General features: G+C 61.0%; 7 protein-coding genes. 5 read left to right on the forward strand and 2 right to left on the reverse strand.

Annotated features, from left to right (window positions below):
- Positions 1-14 precede the first annotated feature (14 nt).
- A complete protein-coding gene (locus tag NKI70_RS30240) occupies positions 15-1,241 on the reverse strand; it encodes an iron-containing alcohol dehydrogenase (RefSeq protein ID WP_352569971.1) in 1,227 nt (408 codons plus the stop codon).
- 323 nt (positions 1,242-1,564) lie between these two features.
- On the opposite strand from NKI70_RS30240, the gene NKI70_RS30245 reads away from it, so the two are divergent.
- A complete protein-coding gene (locus tag NKI70_RS30245; protein ID WP_352569970.1) occupies positions 1,565-2,266 on the forward strand; it encodes a GntR family transcriptional regulator in 702 nt (233 codons plus the stop codon).
- 151 nt (positions 2,267-2,417) lie between these two features.
- The gene (locus NKI70_RS30250) at positions 2,418-3,011 is read left to right on the forward strand and encodes a DJ-1/PfpI family protein (RefSeq protein WP_352493019.1); all 594 of its coding nucleotides are present in this window, start codon (positions 2,418-2,420) and stop codon (positions 3,009-3,011) included.
- A 134-nt stretch (positions 3,012-3,145) separates the two neighbouring features.
- On the opposite strand, the gene NKI70_RS30255 is transcribed toward NKI70_RS30250, so the two are convergent.
- Entirely contained in the window at positions 3,146-4,057 is a 912-nt protein-coding gene (locus NKI70_RS30255) for a GntR family transcriptional regulator (RefSeq protein WP_352569968.1), read from the reverse strand.
- Between the two features lie 160 nt (positions 4,058-4,217).
- On the opposite strand from NKI70_RS30255, the gene NKI70_RS30260 reads away from it, so the two are divergent.
- From NKI70_RS30260 to NKI70_RS30270, 3 genes are all read left to right on the forward strand, one after another.
- Positions 4,218-5,270, forward strand: a complete 1,053-nt coding sequence (locus NKI70_RS30260) for an ABC transporter permease (RefSeq protein WP_352725935.1) — start codon at positions 4,218-4,220, stop codon at positions 5,268-5,270.
- Positions 5,267-6,052, forward strand: a complete 786-nt coding sequence (locus tag NKI70_RS30265) for an ATP-binding cassette domain-containing protein (RefSeq protein WP_352725937.1) — start codon at positions 5,267-5,269, stop codon at positions 6,050-6,052. The genes NKI70_RS30260 and NKI70_RS30265 overlap by 4 nt, the downstream gene beginning before the upstream one ends.
- A 93-nt stretch (positions 6,053-6,145) precedes the next feature.
- Positions 6,146-7,060: a sugar ABC transporter substrate-binding protein gene (locus NKI70_RS30270; protein WP_352725939.1), complete on the forward strand. Its 915-nt coding sequence runs from the start codon at positions 6,146-6,148 to the stop codon at positions 7,058-7,060.
- Positions 7,061-7,210: the final 150 nt, after the last annotated feature.

Below are 7,210 nucleotides of genomic sequence, written 5' to 3' on the forward strand. Positions count from 1 at the left end.
ATATTCCCGATTGTTTACATGACGCAGCTGGCGAGGTCGCCATCAAAGGCGGCCTGGACCAGACGTCGCATGGACCTCAAATCGAATGGCCGCGGATTGTTCTTGATGAGGCGCTCGATACCGATCGCCTGTTCCGCCGTCCAATCGAGCTTGTCGGCAGGCAGCCCCAGCTCGGCCAACGTGGGGATGATCCCGATTGCCCCAAACAGCCGACTGACCTCGCCAATGGTCGCGTCGGCCAACTCTTCGGGCGTCCGGCCTTTTCCATCGAGGCAGAGCGCGCTGGCGATCTCGGCCATCTCGGTCGCTGCGGCTGTTCTGTTGTACTTCATGACGTATGGCAGCATGGTGGCGACACCCAATCCGTGAGGGGTGTGGGTGATCGCGCCAACCGGATATTGCACGGCGTGCGCTGCCGCCGTGCCGGCCGTTCCGAACGCGCAGCCGGCTGCAAGTGCACCCATCATGACGTCGGCCCGGGCGTCCTCGTCGGAGGGCCGGCGGTATGCCATTTCAAGGCTTCGGCCAAGCAGCTTGATCGCCAGCAGGGCGAAGTGATCGGTCAAGGCGGTTTTGCCGATAAAGACATGGTTCTGCGGAAGGCCGGGATCGGTCCCACGCCTGGCGGCGGTGAAGGCCTCGATTGCATGCGTCAGTGCATCGGCGCCTGCCATTGCCGTCAATCCCGGCGGGCATGTCATCGTCAGTTCAGGATCGCAGATGGCCGCGGCCGCGATCAGATACGGACTGGAGATGCCGACCTTCAGAGTGCGATCCGGATCGGAGATCACGGCGACCGGGGTCACTTCAGAGCCCGTGCCGGCTGTCGTCGGCACCGCGATCAACGGCAGCGTCGGACCGGGCACCTTGAACTCGCCGTAGTAATCCTGGAGCTGACCGCCGTGACTGATGAGCAACGCGGCGCATTTCGCCATGTCGAGACAACTGCCGCCGCCAATGCCGATCACCACGTCGGGCGCGAACTTCCGTGCTTCCTGGACGCAGACGGCAACGGTGTCCCGAGGAACGTCGGGCAGCACACGATCATGCACCAGTACGTCTATCGAGGCGGCTCGCAGCCCCGTGACAATCTCTGCGAACAGGCCCGTTGCGGCAAAACGTTCATCGGTGCAGACGAGTGCGCGACGCCCGAGCCTGGCCGCGACAACCGGGATGACGTGGCGTTGGCCCTTCCCGAAGAGGATTTCGCGCGGCAGCCTTAGGGCAGCGAAAAGGCTCATGACCTGCATCCTGTGATGATGACTGGATTGGAATGCGAGATGGCGTTCAACTCGGCCCCAAGGCCGGGTTCGATATAAAACCCGTCTCGCAGCGCGGTTGCGTATCGACGTGCCGAACCATCGCCCGCAACGCTGGCGGTCCGTTCAGCAGGTGAGGAAGCACGGGCTGCCAGGGCGGCACGCTGTTCCAGCAGGGCCACTGCAAATTCGATTGCTTTGTCTCCTAGCTGCCGCAAATGATATCCTCTATAAAATCGTATAGGATATAGGATTGCATTGGCCGGAGCATCGTGTTAGCAACTCAATGTGTCAAGAGGCAAAACATGCAGGCCATGAACTTACCCAGCCTAGACGAAGCGAACCTCGCCGGCGGGCGTATCCAGCGCTCCAGCAGCCTGGTTGAGGACGTCTACGAAGCGATCTTTGCGCAACTCATGTCCCTGAAGATTGCGCCGGGCTCGCGCATCACCGTCGACAGCCTGGTCAAGGAATTCAACGTATCCCACACGCCGATTCGCGAGGCGCTCGGCCGGCTCGAAGGCGAAGGCCTGGTGCTGAAGACGCATCTGATCGGTTACCGCGCTGCGCCGCAGATTACGAAACGGCGGTTCGATGAACTCTACGAGCTTCGCCTGCTGCTCGAGCCTCATGGTGCAGCCAAGGCAGCGGTGCTCATGGACGAGGTAAAGCTCGCACAGCTTCAGACATCGGCCGGCGTCATGGCGCGCCGTGAGGGCAAGGACGAGCGCCTGCGGTATTCCAACTTCGCCCGCCAGGATGCCATTTTCCATGACAAGGTCATGGAATTCGCCAACAACGAACTCGTGCGCGAGACACTGGCGCACCAGCATACCCACTTCCACATATTTCGCCTGATGTTCCATTCGCGCGTCACCGAGGAGGCGCTTGACGAGCATGAGGCCATCCTGGCCGCTTTCGCTGCGGCCGATCCTGCCGCTGCCGAGCAGGCGATGCGTCGCCATATCGAGCATTCCCGCGACCGTTTGTTGCTGGCGTTCGACTGAGACTGTCCCGATGTCCCCGTACCCGCCGTTGACGGTCATCACGCAGGCCAGTGCCAACGAAGACTACTTCCCCGTTTCACCCTTCTAGAAACTCAAACCTACCAGGCGAGTACAGGTCTCGCCCGGCCGTTGTCACAGGAAAGGAAGTACCATGCCAGGCAAAAAGATCCTGATGCTGACCGGTGAATTCACCGAGGAATACGAAATCTTCGTCTACCAGCAGGCGATGGAAGCGGTGGGCCACACCGTGCACGTCGTGTGCCCAGACAAAAGCGCCGGAGACCTGATCAAAACATCGCTGCACGATTTCGAGGGCGATCAGACCTACACCGAAAAGCTCGGCCACTATGCGCTGATCAACAAGACCTTTTCCGACGCTGAGAAGCAGCTGGAGCAATACCACGCTGTGTACTGCGCCGGCGGCCGTGGCCCCGAATACATCCGCACCGACAAGCGCGTACAGGCGATGGTGCGCCACTTCCACGAAACCAAGAAGCCGATTTTCACGATCTGCCACGGCGTGCAGATCCTGATCGCGGTAGACGGCGTCGTGCGTGGCAAGAAGGTCGGCGCGCTGGCGGCGTGCGAGCCCGAAGTGACGCTTGCGGGCGGCACCTATATCGACCTGTCTCCAACGGAGGCATATGTGGATGGGACGATGGTTTCGGCAAAAGGCTGGACGGCGCTTGCTGCGTTCATCCGCGAATGCCTGAAGGTGCTGGGAACGGAAATCCGCCACGCTTAGACCTTCTTCCGGCGCATCTTAAAGGGGTGCGTCGGTTCCCTTTCTGGAAGGGGAACTTGTCACCGCCAGTTCGGCCCGGATCATAAAACGCCTGCATCACGCTGAGTTTGCCTCCCATGGGCGGAGGTCTTTCGTTATGCATTGATGCTCGTTTCATCAAATCCCGTAAGCGAACGCATAAGTGTTTCCCTCGCTGAGGCCAGATGCGCTCGGCAGGCCACCTCAATCCGTGTGGAGTTGCGGCTCTCAAGCGCATCGATATAGGCAATGTGTTCGTGGATTGCGGCAAGGTTGCGCTGCTTTTCGTCCTGCTTGTTCCACTGATAGTGATAGTGAAAAATGAACGTGATGATGTCGTAGAAATCATCGATGAAGCGGTTCGGTGAGGCCTCGTTTATGAGCCGGTGAAACCGGTTGTCCAGGCCGGAGAAGTCGTGAAAACGGCCTTCAATTCGCTCCAGCAGGTCGGCATGCGCCATCTTGAGCGCTGCGAGTTTCGACCATAGCGGAGAACTGTCCGGCTGCAATGAAAACAGTTGTGCCGAACGCAGTTCGAACATCACCCGGATCTCGAAGAGCTCAAGTGCAAAGTCTTCGGTGAAACCCTTGAAAAGCCAGCCTGTATTCGGCCTTTTCTCGATCAGTCCAAACCGACTGAAGCGGATCAGGAATTCGCGAATTCCGTTGGTCGCAACACCGAATTGGCGCGCAAGCTCGAGCTCATTGATGCTGGTTCCGGGCCTGGTGTCACCCCGCAGCATCCACTCCATGAACTGTTGTTCGACATGCTTGGCGCGAGGCGTGGTTTCGGCGTCCGGATAGTAGTCGTTGTCGCTGACCGGGCGGCCCGTCGACCTGAGGCCGCTGCGTTCGATGACAAGTTCGCGGTGAACAAGTTCCCGCAAGACCTTTCTGACGGTTGTGCGGCTGACGCACATTCGCCGTCTAAGCTCATTTTCGGAAGGAAGTTCACCGGCCAGTTGCCCGTCGCGCAGCATATTTGCAGCTCGATTGAAGGCCTTCTTGTAGACGGTGTCGGTTCTCATCGGATTTTCCTTGGGAACAATACCTTGTCCTTTTTAGCATGAACTTTATCCATAAAAAACAACTTGACCCGCCTCGGTCGGTTGTTTTTTATCGATAAGAAGAGGCACGAACTGAGTGTTTGACGACGCGGCTCGCACAAGCTGCGGCGGGGAGGGGAATTTGCCTGAAACGGGAAACACCGACACGACTGTCGGCGAGGCCGCGTTGCCGGCATCCAGGAAGTCAGAAGCCGTCCCCGGCCTTGCGCTTGGCCTGATGCTGCTGAGCGCTGGTCCGGTCGTCATCCTGGTGCTGCTGATCGCCGTCCTCAGCTTTCTGTCACCCTATTTCCTGACGGGACGCAATCTCAGCAACATCCTCGCCCAGACGGCCGTCATCTCGGTTGTCGCGATGGGCCAGCATCTGGTCATCCTGACACGCGGCATCGATCTCTCCGTCGGCTCGAACCTTGCACTGGCTTCCGTCGTCGGCGCGCTGAGCTTTCATGCCGGCGCTCCCGCCATCATCGTGATCGCGGTGATGGTTGGCTGCGGTGCCGCGGTCGGCGCCATCAACGGGCTCTTCTACGTCTTCGGCCGGCTGCCGCATCCTTTCATCATCACGCTGGCGACGTTGAGCATCGCCAAGGGGCTGGCGCTGCAACTGGCCGACGGCCGGGCCATCCCTGGCATGCCGGATTCCATCGATGCACTTGGCCGCGAGGCGGTCTGGGGTCTGCCTGGATCGGTTTTCGTTGTTGCCGGCGTTGCCGCGGTCCTTTTCGTCATGGCTAAAACCATGGTCTGGGGTCGCTGGATTTATGCGGTTGGCGGCCGGCCCGACGCCGCATTGCGCATGGGTATTCCCGTGTCCCGGGTCCTGGTTTCGGTCTATGTCATCTCAGGACTGTGCGCCGGCATCGGTTCCGTCATCCTTGCCGGCCGCACCGACGCCGGTTCGCCGCTGTTCGGCAATCTGCTGGAACTGGATACGATTGCGGCGGTGATCATTGGCGGCGCCAGCTTTCTTGGCGGTCGCGGCCACCTCGGCCATGCCTTGATCGGCGCCATCATGATCGGCGTTATCCGCAACGCGCTCAACCTGCTCAACGTCAATGTCTTTTTCCAGCTCATCGTCATCGGCGTGGTCATCGTGATCGCGGTCGAGTCCGACGTGCTGCGCAATTACCTCGAAGGGCGTGTGCGTGTCCTGCAAGCCGGGAGGCAGTCATGAGCGCCGTTGCGGCCAAAGTCGATCACGCGGTCACGGCGGACAATCCCGTGCTGGCGGTACACGGTGCTACCAAGCGTTTCGGTTCGGTTCTGGCCCTGGACGATGTCAGTATCGAGGTGCGGCGAGGCGAGATCGTCGGCCTGCTCGGCGACAATGGCGCGGGTAAGTCGACGCTGACCAAATGCATCAGCGGGGTGCACCAACTCGATGCCGGCGCGATCCTTTTGGACGGTGCGCCAACGCAGATACGCTCCCCTGCGGATGCGCGCTTCGCCGGCATCGAGACCGTCTATCAGGATCTGGCGCTGTTCGACAATCTGACGCCGGGACAGAACTTCTTTGCCGGTCGCGAGCTGGCTGGCCCGCAATGGCTTCCACGCGGCCTGCGATTTCTGCAGCAGCGCCGGATGGACGCCGAGACCCGTGCTCTGCTGGCAAACCTGAAGGTTACGTTGCCGCGGCTGGATGCCGTCGTCGCCATGATGTCGGGTGGACAAAGGCAAGCGATCGCGGTGGCCCGCTCAACCGTGTTCGCCCGCAAGGTTGTCATTCTGGATGAGCCGACCGCCGCACTCGGCCTGCGTGAATCACGCCAGGTGCTCAATCTGGTCGCTGCGCTCCGCGACCAGGGCAATGCCGTCATCCTGATCACTCACAACATGGAACACGTCGTCGAGCTCGCCGATCGCGCGGTGGTGCTTCGCCAGGGCCGCAGGGTCGGCGAACTGGTGCCGACCAAGGGCAACAAACAGGAACTGGTTTCCATGATCGTTGGAGCCTGACCCGTTCGAAATTTGGGGACCTTTCCGGTCCGCAAATGCCTGAAGCGTCTCCCGCCGGGAGGCGTCTCAATCCAAGGGAGGAATACAATGCCAATGAACCGAAAACTGTTCGCAGGGCTGGCGATCGCGGTTGCGTTTTCCGTGCCGGCTTCGGCCGCAGATAAGATCAAGGTCGGCCTGATTACGAAATTCCCGGTGCCGTTCTACTCGACCATGGAGGACGCTGCCAAGAAATATGCGGCCGCTCATCCGGAGATTGAACTGGTCACAGGCCAGGGCCAGGCGGCTACCGACATTGAAGGCCAGATCGCTCTGATCGAATCCATGATCACGCAAGGCGTCAAGGGGCTGGCAATCACTCCGGTCGACCCGACGGTCGCGCCGGCGCTCGACAAGGCGGTGGCCGCCGGCATCAAGGTGGTTCTCGTCGACAACAGCATTCCCAACTGGAAAGGCCAGACTGCGTTGGTATCGACCAACAACCTCAACGGCGGCAAGATCGCCGGAGAGTATCTCAAGACGGTGCTCAAGAGCGGTGACAAGATCGGTATCTTGCAAGGCGTTCCCGGCGTGCCGGCTCTGGATGACCGGGTCACGGGCATGATGGAGGGACTGGGCGACGTCAAGGTCGATGTCGTGGGCAAAGGTGCAACCAACTGCACGCTGGAGCTTGGTACGTCAGTGACCGAAGACATCCTGACCGCCAATCCCGATCTCAAGGCAATCTACTCGGCCTGCGGCCCGCCGATCCCTGGCGCCGTCAAGTCGATCAGCAATGCCGGTATTGCCAACGACAACCTCATAGTGGTCGGCTTCGACGCCTGCTGCGGAGAGATCGAAGCGATCAAGTCGGGAGCGGAGGACGCCAGCGTAGCTCAATTTCCTGCGAAAATGGGTGAGCTTGGCATCGACACTGTCGTCAAGGCCATCCGTGGCGAATCCGTCGAGGCCAATGTGGATACCGGCGCCGGACTGGTGACGCTGCAGAACGTCAAGGACTTCGAGTGATCCACCAGTGGTGGGGGGGGGGGGGGGGCGCGGGCCCGGGGGGGGGGGGGGGAGGGGGGGGGGGGGTGGGGGGGGGCCCCGGCGGCGGCCGGGGGGCCCGGGGGGGGGGGGGGTTTTGAACAAGACGGCGGCCCCCCGCCCCGCGGGGGG

It is taken from the genome of Mesorhizobium sp. M0500, from assembly GCF_040321165.1.
Classification (GTDB): Bacteria; Pseudomonadota; Alphaproteobacteria; order Rhizobiales; family Rhizobiaceae; genus Mesorhizobium.

Excerpts from the sequence above, each read along its gene's own strand:
- NKI70_RS30265 (WP_352725937.1), top strand. The coding sequence starts at position 5,267 with ATGAGCGCCGTTGCGGCCAAAGTCGATCACGCGGTCACGGCGGACAAT.
- NKI70_RS30250 (WP_352493019.1), top strand. The coding sequence starts at position 2,418 with ATGCCAGGCAAAAAGATCCTGATGCTGACCGGTGAATTCACCGAGGAA.
- NKI70_RS30255 (WP_352569968.1), bottom strand. The coding sequence starts at position 4,057 with ATGAGAACCGACACCGTCTACAAGAAGGCCTTCAATCGAGCTGCAAAT.
- NKI70_RS30240 (WP_352569971.1), bottom strand. The coding sequence starts at position 1,241 with ATGAGCCTTTTCGCTGCCCTAAGGCTGCCGCGCGAAATCCTCTTCGGG.
- NKI70_RS30270 (WP_352725939.1), top strand. The coding sequence starts at position 6,146 with ATGAACCGAAAACTGTTCGCAGGGCTGGCGATCGCGGTTGCGTTTTCC.
- NKI70_RS30245 (WP_352569970.1), top strand. The coding sequence starts at position 1,565 with ATGCAGGCCATGAACTTACCCAGCCTAGACGAAGCGAACCTCGCCGGC.